This is a genomic window from Streptococcus mitis (assembly GCF_002005545.1).
GTDB classification, from domain to species: domain Bacteria; phylum Bacillota; class Bacilli; order Lactobacillales; family Streptococcaceae; genus Streptococcus; species Streptococcus mitis_I.
This window is the reverse complement of sequence record NZ_LBMT01000001.1, coordinates 1,288,363-1,310,938: the sequence shown is the minus strand read 5'-3', so window position 1 is coordinate 1,310,938 and position 22,576 is coordinate 1,288,363. Positions and strand designations below refer to the sequence as shown.

The 22,576-nt window shown below is 40.7% G+C and carries 16 protein-coding genes and 2 pseudogenes; 4 read left to right on the top strand and 14 right to left on the bottom strand.

The features are described from left to right. The first annotated feature begins 13 nt into the window (after positions 1–13). Positions 14–862: a YitT family protein gene (locus tag QS39_RS06755; RefSeq protein WP_077805021.1), complete on the top strand. Its 849-nt coding sequence runs from the start codon at positions 14–16 to the stop codon at positions 860–862. 87 nt (positions 863–949) lie between these two features. Here QS39_RS06755 and QS39_RS06750 read toward each other — a convergent pair whose 3' ends face one another. The 7 genes from QS39_RS06750 to QS39_RS06720 form a co-directional block, all read right to left on the bottom strand. Next, complete coding sequence (locus QS39_RS06750; protein ID WP_077805020.1) at positions 950–1,867, bottom strand: bifunctional riboflavin kinase/FAD synthetase; 918 nt, start codon at positions 1,865–1,867, stop codon at positions 950–952. Between the two features lie 302 nt (positions 1,868–2,169). After that, entirely contained in the window at positions 2,170–5,346 is a 3,177-nt protein-coding gene (carB, locus tag QS39_RS06745) for a carbamoyl-phosphate synthase large subunit (RefSeq protein WP_077805019.1), read from the bottom strand. Positions 5,347–5,682: 336 nt separating this feature from the next. Beyond that, complete coding sequence (locus QS39_RS06740) at positions 5,683–6,762, bottom strand: carbamoyl phosphate synthase small subunit (RefSeq protein WP_077805018.1); 1,080 nt, start codon at positions 6,760–6,762, stop codon at positions 5,683–5,685. A gap of 49 nt (positions 6,763–6,811) precedes the next feature. Next, positions 6,812–7,735: an aspartate carbamoyltransferase catalytic subunit gene (locus tag QS39_RS06735; RefSeq protein ID WP_077805017.1), complete on the bottom strand. Its 924-nt coding sequence runs from the start codon at positions 7,733–7,735 to the stop codon at positions 6,812–6,814. Positions 7,736–7,753: 18 nt separating this feature from the next. Further along, positions 7,754–8,275, bottom strand: coding sequence for a bifunctional pyr operon transcriptional regulator/uracil phosphoribosyltransferase PyrR (gene pyrR / locus QS39_RS06730; protein WP_000850023.1), 522 nt, complete (start codon positions 8,273–8,275; stop codon positions 7,754–7,756). A 210-nt stretch (positions 8,276–8,485) separates the two neighbouring features. Further along, positions 8,486–9,115: an endonuclease III gene (nth, locus tag QS39_RS06725; protein WP_077805016.1), complete on the bottom strand. Its 630-nt coding sequence runs from the start codon at positions 9,113–9,115 to the stop codon at positions 8,486–8,488. Continuing rightward, positions 9,115–9,657: a YceD family protein gene (locus tag QS39_RS06720; protein ID WP_077805015.1), complete on the bottom strand. Its 543-nt coding sequence runs from the start codon at positions 9,655–9,657 to the stop codon at positions 9,115–9,117. The genes nth and QS39_RS06720 overlap by 1 nt, the downstream gene beginning before the upstream one ends. Before the next feature lie 162 nt (positions 9,658–9,819). On the opposite strand from QS39_RS06720, the gene QS39_RS06715 reads away from it, so the two are divergent. The 3 genes from QS39_RS06715 (at position 9,820) to QS39_RS06705 (ending at position 12,134) form a co-directional block, all read left to right on the top strand. After that, positions 9,820–10,149, top strand: coding sequence for a hypothetical protein (locus QS39_RS06715; protein ID WP_060805711.1), 330 nt, complete (start codon positions 9,820–9,822; stop codon positions 10,147–10,149). 187 nt (positions 10,150–10,336) lie between these two features. Continuing rightward, positions 10,337–10,528, top strand: coding sequence for a hypothetical protein (locus QS39_RS11350; protein ID WP_077805014.1), 192 nt, complete (start codon positions 10,337–10,339; stop codon positions 10,526–10,528). An 88-nt stretch (positions 10,529–10,616) separates the two neighbouring features. Then, on the top strand, positions 10,617–12,134 hold the full coding sequence (locus QS39_RS06705) for an ATP-binding cassette domain-containing protein (protein WP_077805013.1): 1,518 nt from the start codon (positions 10,617–10,619) through the stop codon (positions 12,132–12,134). A 302-nt stretch (positions 12,135–12,436) separates the two neighbouring features. Here the strand turns inward: QS39_RS06705 and QS39_RS06700 are convergent, their stop codons facing one another. The 7 genes and pseudogenes from QS39_RS06700 to QS39_RS06665 all read right to left on the bottom strand — a co-directional run bounded on the left by QS39_RS06700 (position 12,437) and on the right by QS39_RS06665 (position 22,576). Beyond that, positions 12,437–15,964 (bottom strand): pneumococcal-type histidine triad protein, encoded by a 3,528-nt coding sequence (locus tag QS39_RS06700; protein ID WP_077805012.1) that lies wholly within the window; start codon positions 15,962–15,964, stop codon positions 12,437–12,439. Positions 15,965–16,221: 257 nt separating this feature from the next. Continuing rightward, positions 16,222–17,556 carry a two-component system sensor histidine kinase CiaH gene (gene ciaH / locus QS39_RS06695; RefSeq protein WP_077805011.1) on the bottom strand — a complete coding sequence of 445 codons (1,335 nt, stop codon included), beginning with the start codon at positions 17,554–17,556 and terminating at the stop codon, positions 16,222–16,224. Continuing rightward, positions 17,546–18,220 carry a two-component system response regulator CiaR gene (ciaR, locus tag QS39_RS06690; protein ID WP_000590639.1) on the bottom strand — a complete coding sequence of 225 codons (675 nt, stop codon included), beginning with the start codon at positions 18,218–18,220 and terminating at the stop codon, positions 17,546–17,548. The genes ciaH and ciaR overlap by 11 nt, the downstream gene beginning before the upstream one ends. A 106-nt stretch (positions 18,221–18,326) precedes the next feature. Continuing rightward, positions 18,327–20,873 carry a M1 family metallopeptidase gene (locus QS39_RS06685; RefSeq protein ID WP_077805010.1) on the bottom strand — a complete coding sequence of 849 codons (2,547 nt, stop codon included), beginning with the start codon at positions 20,871–20,873 and terminating at the stop codon, positions 18,327–18,329. Positions 20,874–20,995: 122 nt separating this feature from the next. Continuing rightward, positions 20,996–21,436 (bottom strand): annotated as a pseudogene (locus QS39_RS06675) (ASCH domain-containing protein). After that, positions 21,378–22,281, bottom strand: a pseudogene (locus tag QS39_RS06670) (putative PEP-binding protein). The pseudogenes QS39_RS06675 and QS39_RS06670 overlap by 59 nt, the downstream one beginning before the upstream one ends. Further along, positions 22,259–22,576 carry an NUDIX domain-containing protein gene (locus QS39_RS06665; protein ID WP_077805007.1) on the bottom strand — a complete coding sequence of 106 codons (318 nt, stop codon included), beginning with the start codon at positions 22,574–22,576 and terminating at the stop codon, positions 22,259–22,261. Before QS39_RS06665 ends, QS39_RS06670 begins: the two are co-directional and overlap by 23 nt.

Genomic DNA, 22,576 nt, shown 5'->3' with positions numbered 1-22,576 from the left:
AAAGAGGTGTCCTATGATTAAAAAAATTTACCCCATTTTTACCATTTTACTAGGTGCTGCTATTTATGCTTTTGGACTGACTTATTTTGTAGTTCCTCATCATCTCTTTGAAGGAGGGGCGACAGGTATTACCCTTATCACCTTTTATCTTTTTAAAATCCCTGTTTCGCTCATGAACTTGCTGATTAACATTCCCCTTTTCATCCTAGCTTGGAAAATATTTGGAGCAAAATCTCTCTATTCTAGTTTGCTTGGAACCTTAGCTTTGTCAGCTTGGTTGGCTTTTTTTGAGCGTATTCCCATTCATATTGATCTTCAAGGTGATTTACTGATTACTGCACTTATAGCGGGAATTCTATTGGGAATTGGTCTTGGAATTATCTTTAATGCTGGAGGTACAACTGGTGGTACTGATATTCTAGCTCGTATTCTCAACAAATACACTCATATATCCATGGGAAAACTGCTCTTTATCTTAGATTTTTGTATTCTCATGCTCATTCTCCTAATCTTCAAGGACTTGAGATTGGTTTCCTACACGCTCTTATTTGATTTTATCGTTTCGCGTGTCATTGATTTGATTGGAGAAGGTGGCTATGCTGGTAAAGGATTTATGATTATTACAAAACGTCCTGACCAACTTGCTAAAGCGATTAATGATGACCTAGGAAGAGGCGTTACTTTTATTTCTGGTCAAGGCTACTATAGTAAAGAAAATTTGAAAATCATTTACTGTATTGTCGGTAGAAATGAGATTGTGAAAATGAAGGAAATGATTCATCGAATCGATCCTCAAGCCTTTATAACCATTACAGAAGCCCATGAAATCCTTGGAGAAGGATTCACCTTTGAAAAAGAATAAAAAGAGGTAGTGTAGTGACCTCAAAAGTTAGACTTATTCATCTATCTTTTGGGTTACAAACAACCTCTTTTTGGTTTTCTAAAACGCTCAAGACCAATTCCAAGCTACTTCTTCATCAGCCTTTAACTGATCCACTAATTGGTCGACTGAGTCAAATTTGGTCATATCTCGAATGCGATCAAGCCAATAAACCATAACGGTTTCACCATAAATATCTTGATTAAAATCAAAAATGTTGACTTCAAAACGTGCTTCTTCTCCATCAAAGGTCACATTTTTTCCAACACTAGCCATAGCACGATACTTCTGTCTTTGAATCTCAACATCAACGACATAAACGCCATCTGCTGGCATATAAGTACGATCTAAAAGCACCAAATTAGCTGTTGGATAACCAATCGTACGACCACGAGCATTGCCATGAACCACCATACCTCTTGATGGAAGCGGTGCCCCCAAAAGTTCTCCTGCTTCTTTCACATTTCCATCTAAAATAGCTTGACGGATACGAGTTGAACTAATCTTTCCTTTCTCATCTTCTACAGGTGGAACGATAATGACTTCTCCATCAAAGTAATCTTTTAAGTCTTCTGCAGTTTTTTGGTCAGAACCAAATGTATAATCAAAACCTGCAACAATAATTTTGGCATTCATAGCCTTGATATAAGTTGCAAAAAATTCTTCTGCCGTGAGACTAGCGAATTGACTACTAAAATCAAGGAGATATAATTCTTCTACGCCTTCACGCTTTAATTTCCTCTCACGTTCAGCAGGGTTCAAAATATGTAAAAACAGATCAGGATGATAAGGCTCTAAAGCGATCTTTGGAGATTCATTAAAGGTCATAACGACGATAGGCAATAAGTCCTTTCTTGCAGCCTTATTGGCAACGCGAAATAATTCTTGATGCCCCTTGTGTATACCATCAAAATAGCCGAGAACAACGACTGAATCAGATGGTGTGCCAATATCTTTTTGGTTTTTTATAGGAATAGTAATAATCATAAAATAATTATATCATAGCGATAGCTTTTTCTGGAACAGAAAATCTGAAATGTCGTTTTTTTCACCTGAAATAGCCATTTTTTCAAAAGGGAGTAGCATGCAAATATATATTGACTCTGATATACTAGAATTACAAAAAAGATGAACGATTAACATCATAAGCCATTCCCAATTTATTCTTATCGTATCACAATTCATAATCATCCTTGAGTGAAGAACTGATAGTTGAATAGCCTGCACTAATATCGCAAAAGCCAGCGTTTTTTGACGCTGGCTTTAAAACTGTGAAAAATATTTCTCAACTAGATCGCTTCTGTGACAAAACTACGGCTTTCAAGCACCTTAAGCATGGCATTAGCTGTATCTAGGGCTGTGAAGAGGGGTACTCCGTGTTCAATAGCTGAACGGCGAATCTGCTCTCCATCTTCGTCAGCAGTTCGTTTGGTTCCTACTGTATTAATGATAGCTTGAATTCTTCCTTTGCGAACAAAACTTGGAATGTCCTTATCGTCATCACCAATCTTACCAACAGGTTGGGCTTGCAATCCATGACTGGCAAAGAAGGCTGCTGTCCCTTCTGTCGCAAGGATTCCATAGCCAATATTTTGGAAACGACGAGCTAAGTCCAAGGCTTCTTCTTTGGCATCATCAGCAATGGTAAATACAACGTTACCAAAAGTTGGCAAGTGTAGGTAAGAAGCTTCAAAGGCTTTATAGAGAGCTTTTTCCAAAGTCGTATCAGAACCCATAACTTCTCCTGTTGACTTCATTTCAGGACCAAGCAAGCTGTCTACCTTCGCTAGTTTGGTAAAGGAGAAGACAGGTGCCTTGATATGAACTCGGGTGCTTTCAGGGTAAAGTCCATCTTGGTAGCCAAGTTCTTCAAGTTTTTGACCAAGAATGAGCTTGGTCGCTACTTGAGCCATAGGGATATTGGTCACTTTAGAAAGAAATGGAACCGTACGGCTGGCACGTGGATTGACCTCAATAACATAGACTTTTTCATCCTTAATAACAAACTGGATGTTCATCATTCCAAGGCAGTTAAGACCGATTGCTAGGCGTTTAGTATAGTCTGCGATTGTTTCTTGCACCTTTTGCGACAAGGTTTGTGGTGGGTAAACGGCCATTGAGTCACCTGAGTGAACACCAGCTCGTTCGATGTGCTCCATGATACCAGGGATGAGAACATTTTCTCCGTCTGAAATGGCATCAACTTCACACTCTTGTCCAACGATATAAGAATCAACAAGAACTGGGTGGTCTGGACTAGCCTTAACAGCAGTTCGCATGTAAGAACGAAGATCTTCTTCGTTTTCAACGATTTCCATGGCACGTCCACCAAGTACATAAGATGGGCGGACAAGAACTGGGAAGCCAATCTTGCGAGCTGCAAGAACTGCTTCTTCTTCATTGGTAGCCGTTTGTCCTGGTGGCTGTGGAATATCCAGGTCTTTAAGGGCTTGCTCAAAGAGGTCACGGTCTTCCGCACGGTCTAGGTCAGCTACTTGCGTACCAAGAATAGTCACACCTGCTTTTGCCAATGGCTCCGCAAGGTTGATAGCTGTTTGACCACCGAACTGAACGATAACTCCCTTTGGTTGCTCCAAGTCGATGACATTCATAACATCTTCGAATGTCAATGGCTCAAAGTAAAGCTTGTCTGATACAGAGAAGTCTGTAGAAACGGTCTCTGGGTTTGAGTTCATGATGATGGCTTCATAGCCAGCCGCCTGGATAGCCTTAACCGAGTGAACAGTTGCGTAGTCAAACTCAACCCCTTGACCGATACGGATTGGACCTGAACCTAGGACTAGGACAGATTCCTTATCAGACTTGATAGACTCGTTTTCCCAACCATAGGTTGAATAGAAGTATGGTGTTTCAGAGTCAAATTCTGCCGCACAAGTATCGACCATCTTGTAAACAGGAACAATCTTGTTTTCCAAACGAAGTTGGCGAACTTGGTCAGCTGTAGTTTCCCATAGTTCAGCAACTTTACGATCTGAGAAGCCATTGAGTTTGGCTGTTTTCAAAACTTCTAGATTTTGTGGATGGGCACCCAACTCCTGCTCAATTTCAAAGATATGTAGGAGTTTATCGAGATAAAAGATATCGATTTTTGTAAGCTCTGCAATTTCTTCTGGTGTGTAGCCACGACGAATTGCTTCTGATACGTAGAAGAGACGGTCATCTTGGGCTTTGACTACTTTTTCAATCAAGGAATCATCAGAAACTGCTGCAAGTTCAGGCATTTCATTGTGGTGCACACCAATTTCAAGGGAACGACAAGCTTTAAGGAGAGATTCTTCGATGTTTCGACCGATTGCCATGACTTCTCCAGTTGCCTTCATCTGTGTCCCAAGACGGCGCTCACCCTTTTCAAACTTGTCAAATGGGAAACGTGGAATCTTGGCAACCACATAGTCAAGGGCTGGTTCAAACATGGCATAGGTTGAACCTGTAACTGGGTTGATGACCTCATCCAAAGTCAAACCTACTGCAATCTTGGCTGCCAACTTAGCGATTGGATACCCTGTCGCCTTAGAAGCAAGGGCTGACGAACGCGATACACGAGGGTTTACTTCGATGACATAGTACTTGAAGCTGTGTGGATCAAGGGCCAGCTGAACATTACATCCCCCTTCAATCTTAAGTGCACGAATAATGCTCAAGCTTGCGTCACGAAGCATTTGGTTTTCATAGTCTGACATGGTTTGCGCAGGAGCAAATACAATGGAATCTCCTGTGTGAATCCCAACTGGGTCAAAGTTTTCCATGTTACAAACAACCAAAGCATTGTCAGCTGAGTCACGCATCACTTCGTACTCAATTTCCTTGAAACCTGCGATTGAACGCTCAATCAAACATTGGGTAACAGGTGACAATTTCAAACCATTTTCAGCGATTTCACGCAATTCTTCCTCGTTGGCACACATACCACCACCAGTACCACCAAGAGTAAAGGCTGGACGGACGATGACTGGGTAGCCAATTGTTGCTGCAAAGGCAACTGCTTCTTCGACTGTGTTGACAATTTCAGATTCTGGAATGGGTTGATTGAGCTCTTCCATCAATTGTTTAAAGAGATCACGGTCCTCCGCTTGGTCAATGGCAGATAATTTGGTACCTAGAAGTTCAACACCAAGCTCATCCAGGATACCATTTTTAGATAATTCCATGGCCATGTTGAGACCTGTCTGACCACCGAGTGTTGGTAGCAAGGCATCTGGACGCTCCTTACGAAGAATACGTGTCACAAACTCAAGTGTAATCGGTTCAATATAAACCTTATCAGCAATTTCCTTGTCTGTCATGATGGTTGCAGGGTTTGAGTTAACCAAAACAACCTCATAACCTTCCTCTTTCAACGACAAGCAAGCCTGGGTCCCAGCGTAGTCAAACTCAGCAGCCTGACCAATAATAATCGGACCAGAACCAATCACCATAATTTTTTGAATATCAGTACGTTTAGGCATAGTTTATGATACAAAGCCCGTAAAGAACACAGCGAAAATAGGAAACTCGGTGCAGACGCCTTCAGCGTCAAGACGATGTTTATCTTTTTCACACAGTTCTTAGGGCGTGTTCACTTCCGCGAACAATGTATCTTCTCCTTTCTATTCGTCGCCTCACAGAGCGACATTAAATAAATTCTCCGACGATTTTTTAGCGAAACGATACTTTTCGGTAAAAAATCTAGTGCAGGGAGTTTTTAGTTCGCCTGATAGCGACTAAAAGAAACGACCTGCCTTTCTATTCGGCAACTCTCAGGTTGCCATTAAATAAATTCTCCGACGAGCTTTTACTCGTTCTTAGTTTGATTGTTTAAAAGCTTCCATCATCTCGATAAACTCGTCAAATAGGTAGCTAGCGTCGTGTGGACCAGGGGCTGCATCTGGGTGATATTGAACAGAGAAAGCAGGTTGGTATCTGTGGCGCACACCTTCAACTGACTTGTCATTGATTTCTTCGTGGGTAATAATCAAATGCTCTGGCAAATCCTCACGGCTAACTGCATAACCATGGTTCTGACTGGTGAAGTCTACTCGTCCTGTTGCAATTTCACGTACCGCATGGTTGAATCCACGGTGACCAAATTTCATCTTGTAGGTCTTAGCACCATTTGCCATGGCGAAGAGTTGATGCCCCATACAAATACCAAAGATTGGAATTTTTCCTTGTACACCGCGAATCATATCCAGTGCCTGTGGAACATCTTCTGGGTTACCTGGACCATTTGACAACATAACTCCGTCAGGATTGAGATGGAGAATTTCTTCAGCCGTTGTCGAATAAGGAACAACCGTCACGTTACAGTTACGCTTAGAAAGTTCACGTAGAATTGAGTGCTTGAGACCAAAGTCCACTAAGACAACACTCAAACCAACTCCTGGAGCTGGATAGGATGTTTTAGTAGAAACCTGCTTGATATTGTCTGTCGGTAAAACTGTTGCTTGGAGCTGGTCAGTCACATGGTCCATGCTGTCCCCAACATGGGTCAAGGTTGCACGCATGGTACCATGCTTACGGATAATCTTGGTAAGTGCACGCGTATCAATTCCTGAAATACCAGGAATTTTCTTGGCTTTCAAAAATTCATCCAGCGTCATTTGATTTCGCCAGTTGCTTGCTCGACGCGCTTCTTCGAAAACAACGACTCCCTTACAAGTTGGAATAATGGATTCGTAATCATCACGGTTAATTCCATAATTTCCTACCAAAGGATAGGTAAAGGTCAAGATTTGTCCATTATAAGACTGGTCTGTAATGGATTCTTGGTAGCCGGTCATACCTGTATTAAAGACAATTTCACCTGTTACATCGATATCTGCTCCGAAGGCCTTGCCTTCAAAAATTGTTCCATCTTCTAATACTAGAAGTCTTTTTGTCATATTTTCACCTCTCGTGGACGCTCACTGGCGTCTTTTAACGTCTTGTGTTTTAGTTGGCGTTTCTACTCGCCAGTACGGATTCTAAGATTGCCATTCGAACAAAGACACCATTGGTCATTTGTTGGACAATCCGTGATTTTGGTGCTTCAACCAAGTGATCTGCGATTTCTACATCACGATTGACTGGAGCTGGGTGCATAAGGATTGCTGTTTCTTTTAAGCGATCGTATCGTTCCTGTGTCAAACCATGTTGCGCATGGTAGTCTTCTTTTGAAAAGACCGCTCCACTATCATGACGTTCATGTTGCACACGAAGAAACATCATGACATCCACCTGATCAATGATTTCATCAATGGTTACAAACTGTCCATAGTCTGCAAACTCTTGACTTCTCCATTCCTCAGGTCCAGCAAAGTAAAGTTCAGCTCCCAAGCGTTTCAAAATCTGCATATTAGATTTGGCAACGCGTGAGTGGTCCAAGTCACCTGCAATCGCAACCTTGAGACCCTCAAAGTAACCAAATTCCTCATAAATAGTCATCAAATCAAGCAAGCTCTGGCTAGGGTGTTGGCCCGAACCATCTCCACCATTGATGATGGAAGTCGTAATCGTGGGACTAGTAATCAACTCTCTGTAGTAGTCAACCTCTGGGTGGCGAATCACACAGACATCCACTCCTAAGGCAGACAGAGTCAGGATAGTATCATAAAGTGTCTCACCCTTATTTACCGAGCTGGTCTTCACATCAAAGTCAAGTCGTTCCAGCCCCAGTTTAATCTCTGCCACTTCAAAGGACTTATGCGTCCGTGTAGAATCTTCAAAGAAAAGATTGGAAACAATCGGATGGTCCTCATAGGGAAGCTGAGCTCCGTTTTTAAACTCAATTCCTCGCTTGATCAATTTCATGACTTGATCAACAGTGAGGTCTTCCATGGACACCACATGGTTCAATGCTTGTTGATTTTCTGACATGGCTACTCCTTTAGCTTTCTAAGCTTCTTCAGTAATCAGAACTCTGTCTTGGCCATCAAGTTCTGCCATCTCTACGATGATTTCTTCAGAACGACTGGTTGGGATATTTTTTCCAACATAATCTGGACGGATTGGCAATTCTCTATGTCCACGATCGACTAGAACTGCTAAACTCACGCGCGCAGGACGACCATGACCGACAATATTATCAATAGCAGCACGGATGGTACGACCTGTATAAAGCACATCGTCCACCAAGATAACTTCACGGTCTGTCACATCAACAGAAACTAAAGAAGTATCTTCTCCACTTTTAACATCATCACGGAAAGGTTTCGTATCCAATTCCACAACAGGAACTGAAAGATTTTCTAGCTGCTCCAAACGTTCTTGGATTCGGTGGGCGATAAAGACACCACGAGTTTTAATACCAGCCAAGACGATCTTATTCAAATCTTTGTTGCGTTCGATAATCTCATAAGTAATACGCGTAATCGCTCGTTTGACGGTCAATTCGTCTACAACTTCTTTTGTCTTCATGACAAACCTCCAAAAAGAAAAGTCTCCTTAAACAAGGAGACTTGAAATGTATAGCTAAGCGAGCCCTACTGCAAACAGTATAGACTTCACCCTTCTACTTTATCGCGCTCCTTGCCTGCCTCACGGGACAGGTTTAAAGGAATATTTAGTTATCAATTACTATAGCACAAAGCATGCTTAAAATCAAGCAAAAACTTTTGGTACACCATCTTATAAATTGCTAAAATCATATAACTGTGGGTACTGGTCACACTCTGGATTTTTAGGATGACAAATGGCTCTTCCAAAATAAATCATGGCCTGATGGGCTGCTAACCACTGCTCAGGTGGTAAGATATCCATGACCCGCTTTTCCACCTCAAGTGGTGTCGCTGACTTTTTAACGATATCGTGGTGCTTACAAATACGCTCCACATGAGTATCCACTGCAAAAGCTGGAATCCCAAATCCCACACTCATGACAACATTGGCCGTCTTGCGACCGACACCTGCCAAACTCTCTAATTCCTGACGTGTTTGAGGGACTTGACCATCGAAATCATCTAGTAACTGTTGGGCACATTTTTTTAGGAATTTAGCCTTATTTCTATACAGTCCTAGGCGAGAAATGTGTGAGGCAATCTCACCCTCTGTCGCAACAGACATGGCTTGTGGCGTTGGAAAGGCAGCAAAGAGACCTGGTGTGGCCTTATTTACCGCTGCATCCGTCGTCTGGGCTGACAACATGACCGCAACCAAGAGTTCAAAATGATTGGTAAAATCAAGACTGGGCTTGGCATCTGGAAAAAGAGCAATGATTTCTTCTAGCACCTTTCGTGCTCGTTTTTTTGACAAGACCATTATTCGTCTCCATCAAATAGTCCTTGCAAGCCAGCAAAAGGACTGTTTTCTTCTTTCTTAACTGCTTGTTGAGCTTGGTATTCTTCTTCTGTCATGATTTGCCAGTCATTTCCTGAAACAAATCCTTGACCAGCCTCTTCTTCAGCCGTCAAGACCTTGATAGGAATGTTTAGTAGGATATTGTCTGACACGCTCTCAGCAAGGTCAAGTTCTCCATTTTCAATTGGCAAGACCAAATCATCGTCTAAAACTTCCTGATCTAGCTGGTTAGTTGCGCCTTCCATGAAAACTTCCGTGACTGGATAAGATTCAACTAACTCAACTGGCTCCATACTGCGACTTGAAGCAAGAACAATGGTGTAAGATAGTTGATAATCTAAGAAATACATACGGTCTTCATATTGTACTTTCCCAACTGCAAGGATATCTTTTACATCTAAAATTTCTTGATTTCGTACACGCAGGTCTGCGGCTAAGTCTAAGGTTTGTTCAAAATGCAAGCCTTCAGACTGCTTACGAATTTCTTGAATATTTAATTTCATACTTCCTCCATAAAGATTTACTCTCTTGATTATACCATGAAAAGGCTACAAATCAGCCCACCAAACTTTGTAATTAACATTCGATTTTTTAATATATTTATCACTATATTTTTTGGTGCTATACTATAGGCAAGAATACATGATAGCAAGGATGATGCCCCTATGGAAGACAAAGAACTCATTACAAATGCAACCCAACTCCTATCCGAGTTAAATAAAAGCTACCAAAACTGTAAACAAGGTACGGCAGATGATATTCGACTGCAAGAGCTGCTAAATACTACTCTGCAAGAGCTCAAAAAAGCGGAAAAGTTGAACAACAGTATCTTAATCGACCTTGAGAAATTTTACCAACGCACCAGTCTTCTGATTGGATTAGGTAGCCTAAAACTGAACGACCAAGCACGCATTGCTTGGCGAAACTACGACAAATTCCATTACGAGCATGTCAAACACGTACTAACTCTTTATGGACCTGTTTTCGGATTTTAGAGATTAGAATTGTCTGTTTTCTATTGACAAAATATCCTGAAAGGTATAGGATAGAGGTACCAATACTAGGAGGTAAGGAAGACATGAACAACTAAGTCTATCAAATAAAGAACCTTTATTTAGTAGATCTTGTTTTTGTCTCTTTTTATATGCTCTTTTATGCTCTTTTTCTGGCATTTTATACTCAATGAAAATCAAAAAGCAAACTAGGAAGCTAGCCGCAGGTTGCTCAAAGCACTGCTTTGAGGTTGTAGATAAGACTGACGAAGTCAGCTCAAAACACTGTTTTGAGGTTGTGGATAGAACTGACGAAGTCAGTAACCATATCTACGGTAAGGCGACGCTGACGTGGTTTGAAGAGATTTTCGAAGAGTATTAATAGAGTTTTTTGACATAGACTTTGGCTCTACTAGGTAAAGTAGAGCTTTTTGTTATGCACTATTGGACATTCTAGAAAGGGCAACAATATGATAAAAATCAATCATCTGACCATCACTCAAAACAAAAATTTACGAGACCTTGTCTCTGACTTAAACATGAGCATTCAAGACGGAGAGAAGATCGCTATTATTGGCGAAGAAGGAAATGGCAAATCAACCTTGCTTAAAACTTTAATGGGGGAAGCTTTGCCTGATTTCACTATCAGGGGAGACATTCATTCTGATTATCAATCAATAGCCTACATTCCTCAAAAACTCCCCGAGGAGCTGAAAAAACAATCTCTACACGACTACTTCTTTTTAGATTCTATTGATTTAGACTACAGTATTCTCTATCGTTTGGCTGAGGAATTGCATTTTGATGGCGATCGCTTCGCTAGCAACCAAGAGATTGGCAGTCTATCAGGGGGCGAAGCTTTGAAAATTCAGCTCATCCATGAGTTAGCCAAACCCTTTGAGATTCTATTTTTAGATGAACCTTCAAATGACCTAGACCTTGAGACGGTTGATTGGCTAAAAAGACAGATACAGAAGATGAGGCAAACCGTTATTTTCATTTCCCATGATGAAGACTTTCTTTCTCAAACGGCAGACACTATTGTTCACTTGCGACTGGTCAAGCACCGTAAAGAAGCAGAAACGCTAGTAGAGCACTTAGACTATGATCGCTATAGTGAACAGAGAAAGGCTAATTTTGCCAAACAAAGCCAGCAAGCAGCTAACGACCAAAGAGCCTACGATAAAACCATGGAAAAACATCGGCGAGTCAAGCAAAATGTAGAAACTGCGCTTCGAGCTACTAAAGACAGTACTGCCGGTCGCCTATTGGCAAAAAAGATGAAAACTGTCCTCTCTCAAGAAAAACGCTTTGAAAAGACAGCTCAGTCTATAACCCAAAAACCACTTGAAGAGGAAGAAATTAGACTTTTTTTCTCAGATATACAGCCATTACCGGCATCTAAAGTCTTAATCCAACTGGAAAAGGAAAATTTGGCAATTGGCGACCGAGTTTTGGTTCAAAAACTACAACTAACTGTCCGTGGGCAAGAAAAAATCGGTATTATCGGGCCAAATGGTGTTGGGAAATCAACTCTGTTAGCCAAATTACAGCAACTTCTGAATGATAAAAGAGAGATTTCACTTGGTTTTATGCCACAAGATTACCACAAGAAACTGCAATTGGATTTATCACCAATAGCCTACCTCAGCAAAACTGGAGAAAAAGAGGAACTACAAAAAATCCAATCTCACTTAGCTAGTCTCAATTTCAGTTATCCAGAAATGCAGCATCAAATTCGCTCCTTATCTGGCGGGCAACAGGGTAAACTCCTGCTTTTGGATTTAGTGCTGCGCAAACCAAACTTTCTCCTGCTGGATGAACCTACACGAAACTTTTCTCCAACTTCTCAACCTGAAATAAGAAAACTCTTTGCAACCTATCCAGGCGGTATCATCACTGTTTCGCATGACCGTCGTTTCTTAAAAGAGGTCTGTTCAAGCATCTATCGCTTGACAGAACATGGTTTGGAGGTAGTTAATTTATAAGATTCATACTCATGAGGATAATTCTTTGCTTTGGAGCACTATTTAAACATTATAATCAGTGAATAAATCTTATATCCACATTCAAGTCAATAATTTCTTGTAATCAACTCTAAATAGACGGATAAAAACTACTTCTAACTATCAAAAAACGAGCACCTCCTCAGTTGGAAATGCTCGTTTTCTTATGTTGCCATGGTTTATAATTACAATGAGAAATAGGAAACAGACTTGAATGAGAAAATCTCCTAGATCTACGACCACAAACTTTTTATCTACCAACTTTTTTATTCTACTGGTTTTTCTTAATTTCCAGTACTTGTTGTAGATTCTGCTGTTTCCTTTTCTGAAGTTGATTCAGCAGTTTTAGAATCTGTTGAGTTGCTCGGTTTGTTTTCGTCGCTGGCAGTTTCACTGTTAGATTCTGCAGCTGCGTTTGGTTGGTTCTCAGCACTTGTCTTATCACCATTTGCCTCGGCATTTGTTGCTGGAGTTGTTTCTTCACTTGCGCTTGATTTTGACTTGATTTCTTGATTCAAGATCAGAATAGCTTTTGTCAATTCAAGTAAAGCAGCCTTATCTTTACTCTTAGCAGAAAGTTGATCTAGTAAAGCATCTACCTTATCAAAGTCCTCATCAGAACCCTTATTGTTTTCTAAGTAAGCGTGAAGTGACATGAGGATATCGTAAAGTTTTTGATAGAGTACAAGTGTCTGAGGATCTTGATCAGCATTTTCCTTTTCTTGTTGAAGAGCGCTAGCGATACGAGTCAAGACATCTTTTACCTGACTGTTTACTTCATCCAAGTCTGCATCAGCCTTGTTTGTAGCAACTTTGAGATTTTCTACTTCTTCTGCTAAGGATTGTCTGATTCCTTCTTCTTGGATTTGCTCTAAGAGTTGAGTTGCCTTGCTCAAGAGATTTTCTACTTGTTCCTTGCTGACATGATTCACATGCTCTTCAGGCATAAAGTCTCCATACAATTCTTTCAAGAAGCCATAAATAGCTGTCTTGGCACTTTGATTATCAACTTTTTCAGTATCTAGAACTGTCTGACTTGATTTCGCAGTAGTTGGCTGAGCTTTCAAAGCTTCTTCCACTTCTTGTTTTGCCTGATAGATACTTGGGAATAGTTTGTTCAATTCTGCTGCCTTAAGGAAGGATTGAGATTGATACAAAGTCCAAGTCAACTGAGCTACTTTGTTTCGAAGTTCATCACTCAAACGACCGTCATTTACGTGTTCGTAGAAGTACTTGATGTATTCTACAGTTGTAACGCCTGTTCGATCATTAAAGTCTTGCAAGGCTTGAAGTTGTGATTCAACCGCTGCTAAACCAGCCTCATCTTTAGCCAACTTAGCTTCCTGGAGTCGAACGAGAAGGTCTTTCTTAGGAAGTCCATAAGAGTCTGTATCCAGTGTATTGATTTTATCAATCAAGGCTTGATATTTCTTATCTAAAGCACTTGTTTCAGTAGGCTTGACACTTTCATCAATATGGATATATTGCTTATCAAAGAGATCCAGTGTTGCAAGATAACCTGCTGTAGAGTTAGTTGCCAGTTTCTTCATGTTTTCAGTAAACTGACCTAAGGCTAACTCAATCTGCCTTTGTTCGATAGGCTTGTCTTTGTAGATGTTTCTGCTTTCAGCTAGAAGTTGGTCTACTTTTGCCAAAACCACCTTCTCATCAAAAGCTCCAGGTTGATAATTGGATTGTAGGGCTGGAATCTTGTTTTTCAAAGCTACTTCATAGCCCTTAGTTTGAACCTTGATGTAGTGATTGTGATCGCCATGAGGAATCACAAAACTACCATTTTCTACCTGTAAACTATAAGGAGACACACCATCTCGCAAAGCAGTGGTATAGAGTTCATTTAGGAAATCAAGTTCTGGATTTCCAGTTTGGAGTGGAAGTCGAACGTGTTCTTTACGAACAGCATAGGGATGGATATGAGTTGGATCGTAGGCTTGGTCTGGATTTCCAAAAACAAAGAATCCGTTTGAAATTCTAATCGCTTCAAGTGGAACGCCATAAGTTTTAGAGATATAAGCAATCTTTTCTTCATCACTAGCATCTCTTGAGAAAGACTCTACTGTTTTAGCAAGAGGTTTTACAGGTTCTACACCATGATGTGTTTTCAGATGATCCTGTGCGGCCTTAATTTGCTCTGCTGTCAAATCTTTCTTAAAGAAGAAATGATTGTGATCTCCGTGTGACATGACAAAGCCTTGTTCATCCTCACTGATGACACGATTGGCATCAAAACCGTGATCATGGTCTTCCCCATGATGGTGTCCATGATGATCTTCATCGTGATCGTCATCATGAGCTGGATTTGGTGTTGCTGTATTTGCCCCTTTCAAGTGGTCTTGCGCTGCCTTGATTTGATCAGCAGTCAAGTCCTTCTTGAAGAAGTAATGATTGTGGTCGCCGTGACTCATGATAAATCCTGCTTCATCTTCCGCAATAATACGATTAGCATCAAAGCCGTGTCCATCTTCTTCATGTTCCTCATGTGAAATTCCTGGATTGATTGGAAGAGATGGAGAAGGTTTTGCTAGACCATTGTTTGGAATAGTCGGTTGTCCAATTTGATTCGACTTAGGAATGTAATGGAAATGATCACCATGTCTTACAATATAAGCTGTGGCTGTTTCTTCAACGATATCTTTTGGATTAAAGATATAACCATCAGATGTTGAAGAAATTTCCTTATTTAACGTTGAAGAAGCATTATTCAATATAGATGGATTACTTGGAAGACTTCCTAGACTAGACGCTACTTCATGATGTTTTTCATTTGTAGAGAACGTATAACCAGTTCCACCGATAGGCACCATTCTAGCAATCTTTTCTTCTAAAGGAGAGAGCTTGCTGTAAGGAATAAAATGGTAATGGTCGCCGTGCGGAATCGCAACTCCATTTGGTGTACGACTGATAATCTTAGCAGGGTCAAAGACCAGACCATCTGATTCACTGTAACGTTGGTCGCTAGGTGAATCATAGAGTTCTTTCAAAAGACTTTGGAGATTTTCAGTCTTACTTTCTGACGTGCTAGTTGATCCTTGCTCTATTGCTTGCGTAGTATTGTCACTAGCTGTTGAAGAATAGCTTAACTGACTCGGTTGCGTATTTTTGCCCGCTAGATGAGCTTTCGCTGCTGCTAACTCACTGGCAGATAAATCACTTTTTGGAATATAGTGATAGTGACCTCCATGAGGAACGATATAAGCATCACCCGTATCTTCGATAATATCAGCTGGATTAAAGACATAACCATCATCTGTCGTATAGCGTCCCTGAGATCTTGCTACAGCAACATCAGAGCTGACCTTCTCATTATCTTTGACGTGTTCTTGTTTTTGACGATTGATTTCATCCTTAGTTCGAACATTATCAGCATGAGTTACATCTTTCAGGTAGACATAATATTTTCCATTGACCTTGATAATGTAGCCACCCTTAACCTCATTGACAATATCTCCATCCTTAAGTTTGTAGTTTGGATCCTTCATCAAGAGTTCTTCACTAAAGAGGGCATCATAAGGAACTTTCCCGTTATAGTAATGATAGTGATCACCGTGTGACGTCACATAGCCCTGATCTGTAATTTTGATGACAATTTGCTCAGCCTGAATTCCTTCTTTCTGGCTAACCTGATCTGGTGTCAGGTTTTCAGTTTTCTGACTTGACTGGCTGCCATCCACATAAGAGACACGATTATCGTCCTTATTTTCCTGCGAGCGATGCTGGTTCAGTGCATAGGCACAAAGACTCAAGGATACGATAACAGCTGATCCAGCTGCTATATACTTTTTACTGAATTTCATAAATCCCTCATTTCAATAAATGATGAAGCTTTTTCTTAACTTCCTTTACTTGATTAAATAGTTTTCTAAATTGGTTATTTAACCAATTAATTAACCAGTAAATAGTTTACATTTTTTAAGTTCATCTGTCAAGATTTTTATGTTATTTTAATCATGACCACCCCTAAAACGGGTGGTTTGCCTGTATCACACCTGACTTAGCGAAACGGACTGAAAGTCACGTAATCCAAAATATCGCCCCGTCTGGAGCGATATTTTTATTTTTTCTTTTTCGATGGTGTGTGGATAGCAATCTTCACTTCAAAGATTGTTCCCTTGGGTTTATTATCTTTAACAGTAATGGTTCCTTTAAGCGCATCTACAATTTGCTTGGCCAGAGATAATCCTAAACCAAAACCACCTTTTTGGCGGGTTCTAGCCTTATCCACTCGATAAAAACGGTCAAAAATTTTCTTCTTATCTTCTGCTGAAATACCGACTCCATTATCAGAAACCAGTAAATACAGATTGCGATCAGTCGCCGAGATAAGAAAATCAATTTCACCGTCCTCTTCAGTATACTTGACAGCATTATCAAATAGGATAGTCATCAACTGCTTCAAAAGAAGCTGATCTGTGACAATCGTTCGATGAATCCGATTTTCAAAACGAAAGACACGGTCATTTTCCGAAGCAATCATCTCATAGTTTGTGAAAGTTGTATTAAAAAAGCTAGTTGGAACTTCTCCAAGTTCTGGCTTAATCCCATCATCTCTACGTGCTAAATTCAACAAGTTTGTTGTCAAAAAACGCATATTTCGGACTTCTTCCAAACTAGAGGCAATGCTTTCACTCACATCCATAATGGTAGCTTCCGGCTTACGAAAAAGGGTCTCTAAGCGATTTTGCAAAACTGCAAGTGGAGTCCGTAACTCATGACTAGCATTTTCCACAAAAGACTGCTGCTTCTGCATGCTCTCAAGCAGGGGCCTAACACTGACTCTAGCTAGATAGAGACTGGCAAGTAAAGACAAAATCCAGAAACTTGCCATCACAATCACAATCAATTGCTCATGCTTTTGACTGGCCTGCTCCAACTGACTTGTATTAATCAAGACAGCTGCATACTTGATATTGGTTGAAACCGAACTGATATTGGTTTCCATCAAAATCATGCGATAGATTTCTTCTTGTCCATAGCTATTAAAAACCTGAATCTGGTAGATATGGCCTAGTTCTTTTTTCTCTAACTTAATCTTATCCAATCCCAAAAATCGGTTTCCAGAAAGAAGCTGGGTAAAATTCTTATCAAAAAGAATGACCTCCGTATTGGAACTGACATTGGGCTTTATCTCAGTCTTGCTAGTATCTGTAGCGGCATTCTCTAAATCTTTAATCTCTTCTGTTGCCCTATTTACAGCAAGCTGAATAACTGTCTGAGGATTTTCACTTAGTCCATGAAGCTTATCATCCACCGAAGTATAGAGACTTGAATGCATAACCTGTAAAATAATCAAGGTCATAGTGGAGAAAATCAGAGTGAAGACACCGAAGTTGCGGATAAAGTAACTAAAATCATCCGCATACCATGTTTTTTTTAGTTTACTGAACATCTTTTAAAATATACCCAACACTGCGTAAGGTTTGCAAATTCTCTGCAAAAGTGGTTCCTTTTAATTTCTTACGGACTTTTGAAACATAGACTTCGACAACCGAAATCGTGGTATCACTATCAAATCCCCATAGACGATCAAAAATCTGAGTCTTCGGCAAAATAACATTTTGATTTTGAAGGAAATAAACTAGTAAATCGAACTCTTTCCCCAGCAATTCGACAGGAGTATCTTCAACTTTAACGGTATTTGTTGACAAATTAACTACAATATTTCCATAGGTCAAGGTGTTTTCATTAAACTTACCTGAACGTTTGAGAAGGGCTTGAATCCGCATTTTGAGTTCTTCTAGGTAGAAAGGTTTGGTTAGATAATCATCTGCTCCTAGTTCAAAACCATGTCCCTTATCATCCAAACTTTCCTTGGCTGTCATAATCAGAACTGGTGTCGTAATTCCCTTTTCACGCAACTCTTTCAAGACTTGGAAGCCATTTTTTTCAGGTAACATCAAATCGAGCAAAATCAAATCATAGACGCCACTTTCAGCTTCGTAGAGACCTTCTTCCCCATCAAATACCTGCATGACATCCGCAAAATCGTCTAAAAAGTCAAATACTGAATTTGACAGGCCTAGGTCATCCTCAACCAATAAGATTTTTATCATGAGAAACTCCTCCTTATTAAAACCATTATACCAAATTTGCCTTAAAAAAAACTCAACTCCCTGCATTTTATATGAGATAGCTGAGTTTTCTTTTATTTAGTCTTAATTATTCAGTTCCGTATTGAAGAACAACTGCTTCCACTGCAGCTTTTTCACGGTTAATCAAGTCAACACGCGCTGCAATTTCCTTGACTCCCATACCGATGTTACGGCTAAGAGCAAGGTCAGAAAGTTGCGGTTCAAAGAATTCCTTGTACTCTGCCAAGCGTTGCTGAGTCTTAAATACATGAGCTGGAAGGATAACAAAGCTATCAAAGCTCATATCTCCTCCAAGGGCTGCCTTAATCCAAGCCCAGTTTTCACGAGCCCAAGACCAAGCTGTTTCCTGAGTTGCTTGGTGAGCTAGGAATTGGTAATACCAAGCAGACAAGTCCTGCGGTTTCACCACAAATTTGTCCTTCCAAGAAGCAATCAAGGTTTGGATATTGTCCGCATCTTTACTATAGGCAAGAGCGGCTGCCAACTGACGTTTAAAGACAGCATCTGTTGCGTGCGTATAAGTATCAAGATAAAGTGCTAACAAGTCTTTGGTCTCATGATGTTTCATCTCATTGATGAGAACTTGTGAGCGGATGGCTGCTGGAAGGCCTGCAAGCTGATCCTTGTGAGCTTCGAAGATTTGGCTAGCGACTTGACTAGCTTCTGCATCATTTGAGCGAATCATCATCGAAACAGCCAGCTGACGAACCAACTCATCCTCATCTGATTCTCCGTCTTTAGCTTCAAAACCAAGACGGTTATAGTTGTGACGAGCCAATTTAGCAACCAAGGCTTTGAAGGCTCTTTCAGCTTCTGTTCCTTCATCGATAAAGCGCTCAAGGGCAGAAATGACTTCAGAAACAGCTGAAACGACAAGGTAAGATTCTTCCTTAGCAAGTTTATCAAGAACTGGGAGCAAGTCAGCATAAGAAATGTGCCCTGCCTCAGCAAGCAAACGACGTTCTTGGACGATTTGCAATTTGCTTGTGTTATCAAGATCAACTAGGTCAGCAAGAACAGCATCTAACAAGTCTCCTTGATAATCGGTAATGTAATGGGCTGTATTTTCAGTATTGAAACGAAGAGCTCCTTCATTTTCAGCAAGAAGGGCTGCGTAGCCTGGAATTTCGATGCTTTCAGTTTCAAGTGTATCAGGCAAGCCTTTCCAGTTGCTATTGAGTGGCACAACCCAGAGACGGTTCTTATCTTCGTGCTCACCGATAAAGAATTGTTTTTGTGAAATCTTCAAGACATCATTTTCAACTTTGACAGTGAGAACTGGATAACCAGGTTGTTCCAACCAAGAATCCATGAAGGCTGCAACATCACGTCCAGACGCTTGACCAAGAGCATCCCAAAGGTCACGACCAATTGTATTGCTGTATTGATGTTTTTCAAAGTAGGCATGCAAACCTTTAGCAAAATCGGCATCACCTAGCCAACGACGAAGCATGTGCATGAGGCGACTTCCTTTGGCATAGACGATAGCTCCGTCAAAGAGCGTATTGATTTCATCTGGATGTTTAACTTCGACGTGGACAGACTGAACACCATCAGTCGCGTCACGTTCAAGAGCGTGAGGTACTCCACCTGTTTGGAAGTCTTCAAAGATATTCCAGCTTGGCTCAATGGCATCCACACAGACGTACTCCATCATGTTAGCGAAGCTTTCATTGAGCCAAAGGTCATCCCACCATTTCATAGTAACGAGGTTCCCAAACCATTGGTGAGCCAACTCATGGGCCACAACTAGGGCAACTTGTTGACGGCTAGCAAATGTTGAGTTCTCATCCACAACCAAGTAAACTTCACGGTAGGTTACAAGACCCCAGTTTTCCATAGCACCAGCTGAGAAGTCAGGAAGGGCGATGTGGAGAGATTGAGGGATTGGGTACTTAACTCCATAGTAATCTTCGTAAAACTCGATAGAGCGAACAGCGATATCCAGTGAGAAATCAAGGTTAGATAGTGGGTGGGCTTTGGTTGAATAAACACCTACGAGGGTACCGTTTTTAGTTTTAGCCGTCACACCTTGCAAATCACCTGCTACAAAGGCTAACAAGTAAGAAGACATGCGAGGTGTTGTCTCAAACTTCCAGATACCTGTTTCCTTACGTTTTTCAACATCGATTTCTGGCATGTTAGACAAGGCCAATTCATCTTCTGCTTGGTCAAAACGTAGAGAGAGGTCAAAAGTTGCTTTAGCTTCTGGTTCATCCACACATGGGAAGGCTTCGCGCGCAAAATGACTCTCGAACTGAGTAGACAAGACTTCCTTCTTGACTCCATCAACTGTGTAATAAGAAGGGTAAATCCCTGTCATGTTGTCTGTAATTTTTCCTGTGAAAGCGATAACCACTTCAACTTGACCAGCCTCAGCTAATTCAATATGAATAGCTTCATTGTCATGATCAACTGTGAATGGGCGAGCTTCCCCTGCAACTTCTACAGAAGCGATTTCCAGGTCTTTTTGGTGGAGGGAAATACGGTCACTCTGTGCTTGACCAGTGATGGTCACCTTACCAGAAAACGTCTTGGTCTCACGACTCAAGTCTAAAAATAAATCATAATGTTCAGGAACAAATTGCTTAATAAAATGTTCAACTGCTTGCATAGTTTTCTCCTATTCTAAGTTTAAGAGCTAGATCTCTTCTTCAAACAAACTTATTATAACATGTTTTGCCTAAGAAAAAAGGATTGGACGGCGATTTCCAAAACTTTCTTCCGTCTAGCAGTCTACAGGGGGTAGACCTTGCGAAATTCTTCTAAAACAACTTTGCTGTCAGGTGTAAAAGTCATTCCTGCTTCCCTCATACACTCCGTAAAAAAGTCTTCATGAACCTGACGCCAATAGGCTAAAGATTTGTCTCCCTAACCTTCCTTAAAGGCATGTTGAGCAGAAACTTGATTGAAGGGTTCAACAGAAACCTTTGTAATTTCAACAATGCAGACAGCTTGATCTTGGCTATCTAAAATGACATCGAAGGTCCCTTCTTGCGGAAGGGGGTCATCTTCTAGTGCATAGAGGTCGTAGGCTGAAGCTGTTGCCGTCTTTTCTCCTTTTAAAACCAAATCTGCCAAGAGATCGGCTTCCACTCCAAAAGCCCAAGCATCGATTTCATATCCAATCGAAGGATTGATTTTCTTGTAGGCATTCCACATTTCTTGCGGTGTCATAGGTATCTCCTTTGTAATTTTTTACTTTCTTCTTTTACACGTTTGAGGTGGTCTGGATGGTCAATTTCCAAATCAAAAATCTCCGGAATAGAGCTGTAATGGAGAATGCATTCGATACCCATCTGATTCATTTTTTGTATGAAAGAAGGATTCAGATAGCCTGCTACAGCAAAATCAATCTTGTTCTTCCTTGCTTTATCCTGCATCTGTCTCAACATATCTAACATTATTAGACTTTCCATATCATGCCATTGACTGTTTCTCACAGTCGCAAAAACAAAGGAAGCCAAATCATTCATTCCAACTACAATCTTTGAAATGCCCGTTTCCATTATTCTGTCCAAATCAAAATAAGCTGACGGTAATTCAATCATCGTGCCAACTTTCCCAGTAAAACCCTGCTGACGCAATACTCTAATAGCTTGCTTTAACTGCTCAGCATCATTGACAAAAGGAAAGATAAGAGACAGATTGGGATTGTTTTGATAAACTTCTGTAACGACATGTGCTTCAGCCTGAAATTCATCCGGACACGCCAACAAACGCCTAGTTCCTCTATAGCCAAACAAGGGATGATTTTCATCAAAATACTCTTTAGTCCCCTTTAGACAATTAGCTTCTGTATTCGTTAATTCAGAAAAACGATACCAAACTTCTTCATCTGAGTACAGGGAGCAGATATTCTCTAGAAAATCTTTTACAAATTGCTGACAACTTGCTAATATGATGTTTTGATTAAGCTCTCTCAACAAATATTCCCCACGAATCATGCCAACATGATGAAATAGTTGTGGGTAAACTTTTTCATCAAGTTTTTCGCCACTAAGGGCAAGTTGGTTTCTCATCATTCACCTTCCAATTCATGTAAGAAGTCTTGTCCAGTTCTGGAAATCCTAATAATTCTGCTTTGACCTTCAAGACTAGTGGCGATGCATTTTCTTTGGAATAGCTTCTAACAGTAAATCCTGTCTCTTCCAAAACTTTCCTAGTCAGCGTTTCCGTCAGTCCTTCACCAAGTTGCTGACTGCCTCCAGGTAGATCATACCTATCTTGATAAGGGCCTCTCGTTTTTTCAATGCAGAGTAACTTCCCATTTTCAAAGCAAACAGCGTAGACTCCAAAGTGTCTTTTGATTTCCAT

Coding starts and splice junctions, on each gene's coding strand:
- QS39_RS06755 (WP_077805021.1), top strand. CDS start 14: ATGATTAAAAAAATTTACCCCATTTTTACCATTTTACTAGGTGCTGCT.
- QS39_RS06750 (WP_077805020.1), bottom strand. CDS start 1,867: ATGATTATTACTATTCCTATAAAAAACCAAAAAGATATTGGCACACCA.
- carB (WP_077805019.1), bottom strand. CDS start 5,346: ATGCCTAAACGTACTGATATTCAAAAAATTATGGTGATTGGTTCTGGT.
- QS39_RS06740 (WP_077805018.1), bottom strand. CDS start 6,762: ATGACAAAAAGACTTCTAGTATTAGAAGATGGAACAATTTTTGAAGGC.
- QS39_RS06735 (WP_077805017.1), bottom strand. CDS start 7,735: ATGTCAGAAAATCAACAAGCATTGAACCATGTGGTGTCCATGGAAGAC.
- pyrR (WP_000850023.1), bottom strand. CDS start 8,275: ATGAAGACAAAAGAAGTTGTAGACGAATTGACCGTCAAACGAGCGATT.
- nth (WP_077805016.1), bottom strand. CDS start 9,115: ATGGTCTTGTCAAAAAAACGAGCACGAAAGGTGCTAGAAGAAATCATT.
- QS39_RS06720 (WP_077805015.1), bottom strand. CDS start 9,657: ATGAAATTAAATATTCAAGAAATTCGTAAGCAGTCTGAAGGCTTGCAT.
- QS39_RS06715 (WP_060805711.1), top strand. CDS start 9,820: ATGGAAGACAAAGAACTCATTACAAATGCAACCCAACTCCTATCCGAG.
- QS39_RS11350 (WP_077805014.1), top strand. CDS start 10,337: ATGAAAATCAAAAAGCAAACTAGGAAGCTAGCCGCAGGTTGCTCAAAG.
- QS39_RS06705 (WP_077805013.1), top strand. CDS start 10,617: ATGATAAAAATCAATCATCTGACCATCACTCAAAACAAAAATTTACGA.
- QS39_RS06700 (WP_077805012.1), bottom strand. CDS start 15,964: ATGAAATTCAGTAAAAAGTATATAGCAGCTGGATCAGCTGTTATCGTA.
- ciaH (WP_077805011.1), bottom strand. CDS start 17,556: ATGTTCAGTAAACTAAAAAAAACATGGTATGCGGATGATTTTAGTTAC.
- ciaR (WP_000590639.1), bottom strand. CDS start 18,220: ATGATAAAAATCTTATTGGTTGAGGATGACCTAGGCCTGTCAAATTCA.
- QS39_RS06685 (WP_077805010.1), bottom strand. CDS start 20,873: ATGCAAGCAGTTGAACATTTTATTAAGCAATTTGTTCCTGAACATTAT.
- QS39_RS06665 (WP_077805007.1), bottom strand. CDS start 22,576: ATGGAAATCAAAAGACACTTTGGAGTCTACGCTGTTTGCTTTGAAAAT.